The following is a 3,561-nucleotide window of genomic DNA, read 5'->3' as shown; positions in this document are numbered from 1 at the left end:
GGTTCGGGCCTACCCCAGAATAACAAAAGGGGTTTTCTGGGGCGGGGTAGATGTGGTTAAGAGGTCGGCATGGAAGTGGGTGAGGACCACGAGCGGGATCTCGGTGATGCCGAGCGAGGTCAGACAGCGGTCGACCAGCACCGGATCGGGACCCGCGTCCACGACCACCCCGGCCCCGTCTCCCGCCGCGAGGACGGTCGCGTCCCCCTGGCCCACGTCGCACATCACGAAGCGCCATCCCGGCGGCGGCCACCCCGTGATCACCCTGGTCAGCGGCGGCGGCTGCACCACGACCAGCAGGAACGCCATCAGACAGGCCCCCACCAGCCACGGATGGCTCAGCAACCGCCGCCCTACGAGGACGACCACCACGGTGACCAGGCCGAACAACAGCGCGCCGGCCCAGCTGCCCGGCCAGTCCACGCCCGCCCCGGGCAACGACGCCCCGGTGCGGGCGATGTCCGCGATCCAGCCCGCCGGCCAACTCGCGCACCAGGCAAGGCCCTCGGCCACGGGCATCGCCACCGGTGCCGCCGCCAGGGTGGCGAACCCCAGCACCGTCGCCGGGGCCACCGCGAACTCCGCCAGGAGATTGCACGGCACCGCCACCAGGCTCACCTTCGCCGACAGCACGGCCACGACCGGTGCGCAGACCGCCTGCGCGGCTCCCGCCGCCGCCAGCGCCTCGGCCGGACGCGGTGGTACCCGGCGCCGCTGGAGCGCAGCGCTCCAGCGCGGGGCGAGGGTGAGCAGGGCACCGGTCGCGAGGACGGAGAGCAGGAAGCCGTAACTGCGGGCCAGCCACGGGTCGTACAGCACCAGTAGCAGTACCGCCGTCGCCAGTGCGGGGATCAGGGACCTGCGGCGCCCGGTCGCGATGGCCAGCAGCGCGACCGAACCGCACGCCGCCGCCCGCACCACACTCGGGTCGGGTCGGCACACGATCACGAAGCCGAGTGTCAGCGCCCCACCGGCCAGCGCGGTCGCCCGCAACGGGATCCCGAGCCGGGGCGCCAGCCCCTTCCGCTCGGCCCGCTGCGCCAGCCCGGGCGGCCCGATGAACAAGGCCAGCAGGATGGTGAAGTTCGCACCGCTGACAGCCAGGAGATGGGTGAGATCGGTCGCCTTGAACGCCTCGTCCAACTCCGCCGGAACCCGCGAGGTGTCCCCGACGACGAACCCCGGCAACAAGGCCCGCGCGTCCGCGTCCAGCCCGTCGGTCGCCTGCCGCAGCCCCGCGCGCAACCGCCCCGCGACCCGCTGCACGGCGCTCGCCTCCTCCACCACGGCAGGGGCCCCGCCGCCCCGCACCCGCAGCACGGCCGCCACCCGGTCTCCCCCGACCATGGCCGGCACGGCCTGCGCGGCCACCCGCACCCGTGTGGACGGCAGCAGCGAGAGCCAGGCCTCCCGACCGGTCCCCGCCTCCACGTCTACGACGACCAGCACCGGAGTCCGCGTGTCGACGACCGCCCCGTCCGGGCCCAGCACGCGCCGCACCTCGGCCTGGAGGAGCACTGCGGCCGGGGCCGCGCGGTTGCCCCTGATCCGAGGCCGGGTGAGGCGCGGATCAGAGGTGAGCTCGACGACCGCTGTCACACGCGCGTACCGCTCGGCCAGCCCGGGGACCGGCCCTCGTCGCAGATCCGCCCCGTGCAGCCCGGCGGAGGCGGCGGCCGCGCCCGCACAGAGCAGCACCGCCGCGACGGACACCTTCGTCCAGGCAACGCCCGCACGCCCTCGCCCGTCCCCGCTCCACTGTCGGTACCCGGGCCCGTGCCCGAACCCGTACCCGCGCCTCTGCCGACCCCCGGGCCCGTGCCCGAACCAGGGCCCCTGCGCCTGTGCACGCCCCGATGTCTGCCCCCGCGCTTGTGCCTGCCCCTGCCCCTTTCGGGAGACGAGCAGCGCCACCCCCGCCACCGCACAGACCACGGCCACTCCCGTGACCCACCCCGGAGAGGCGTGCACCGTCAGTGCAGCCGTCGCCCACGCGGCCAGCGCCGGTGGCACGAGGCGTAGATCCGTGGGCCCCTCCTGCCGGGGATGCGGGTCGCCGAGCCGGTTACCGGAGGCCGCGTGCACGGCGGGCCGCAGCGGACCGCCCCGCGCCCCGGCCCCCGCCGGCATCCTCTCCTCCTCCCCCGTCGCCGTCATGGCCGTACGAGATTCCGTAGGTCGGCGAAGCGGCGGTCGCCGATGCCGTTCACCTCGCGGAGCTCGTCCACCGAGCGGAAGCCGCCGTGCTGCGTGCGGTAGTCGATGATGTGCTGGGCCAGGACGGGGCCCACGCCGGGCAGTGTGTCCAGTTGGTCGGCGGTGGCCGTGTTGAGCGACACGGGGGTCGTGGGCGCCGATCCGGCGGCGGCTCCGCCTGCCCCGGCCGCACCGCCTCCGCCCGCCCCCGGCCCTGGCATCGCACCCGGTCCGGCCACCGGCGCCGGAGTGCCGACCAGGACGTGTTCGCCGTCCACGAGGAGCCGGGCGCGGTTGAGCCCGTCGGTGTTCGCACCCGGCCGCACCCCGCCCGCCGCCCGCAGCGCGTCGGCGACCCGCGAACCGGCCGGCAACTGTTGGATGCCCGGCCTGCGCACCTTGCCACCGACGTCCACCACGATCGATGGCCCGGCCGAGGAGGACCCCGCTCCGGGCGAGGCGCCCGACGCCGCAGCGCCGCCGTGCCCGGGCTCACCGAACGGTGCCGCCACACCCCCTGGCACTGTCGAGGCACCTGGGACTCCCGCCCGCACCACCTCGGGCGCGCTCACCGGCTGGGGCCGGCCCGCCCAGAAGTGCTGTGCCGCGAACACCGCCGCGACGACCAGCACCACACTCAGCGCGACCACGCTCTTCCGCTCGATGCCGCACCGCACCTGCAACCACAGCGGCAGCCGCTCCCGCACGGCCGGCGCCAGCCGCTCCCGCCACGCCCCCCTCGCGTCACGGCCGCCGGACCCGTCATCGTCTTCGGGAGCGGACGGGGACGGGGACGGGGACGGGGACGGGGTCACCTCATCGGTGTCTGGACCGTATGCAGCCCGGTTGCGCTCGCCTTCCGGACCACCGGAATCCGCGGCCACACCCCCCGACCTCCCCCGGAACACGCCTTGCGGCGGCCCATGCCCCAACTCCCGGGGCTCCCTGACCCTTTCGGGGAACAACGCCTCCGCGCGCAGACGGAGGGTCTCCGCAGATGCCCGGTGGTGACGGCCGGCTCTGCCCCTGGGTCGCCGAGGGTGGAGGTGTCGGGCGCGCCCGTCGGAGGAGGGGCCCCGGCCGGGGCCGCTGGTGACCGTCGCCGTACGTGAACGTGATCGAAGTGCCATGCGACGAGGATCGGGCAGACTCCCGCACTCGCGATGATCTTGCTCAATTCCCGTGGATTACTACCCGGTTGTGGATAACTCCGTCACCCACACGAGCGAACGAGCCGAGCCCAGCGGAGCCGACCCGAGCCGGAACGGAGCCGAAGACCAGCCGAGCCGAGCCGAAATGGAGCCGAAGCAAGCCAGAGACACGGCGACCCCACCCCCCCGACACGGCACCATCCTCTTAAAAAAA

Annotated in this window: 2 protein-coding genes; both read right to left on the bottom strand. The window is 74.4% G+C overall.

What is annotated here, in order from left to right; translation table 11 throughout:
• Nucleotides 1-9: 9 nt before the first annotated feature.
• Nucleotides 10-2,085, bottom strand: coding sequence for a ComEC/Rec2 family competence protein (locus P1P70_RS42090; RefSeq protein ID WP_413471669.1), 2,076 nt, complete (start codon nt 2,083-2,085; stop codon nt 10-12).
• Between the two features lie 68 nt (nt 2,086-2,153).
• A complete protein-coding gene (locus P1P70_RS42085) occupies nt 2,154-3,326 on the bottom strand; it encodes a ComEA family DNA-binding protein (protein WP_319247398.1) in 1,173 nt (390 codons plus the stop codon).
• Between the last annotated feature and the right edge of the window lie 235 nt (nt 3,327-3,561).

This window comes from Streptomyces sp. MB09-02B (assembly GCF_033794485.1).
GTDB lineage: Bacteria > Actinomycetota > Actinomycetes > Streptomycetales > Streptomycetaceae > Streptomyces.
This window is presented reverse-complemented; position numbering and strand designations above follow the sequence as displayed.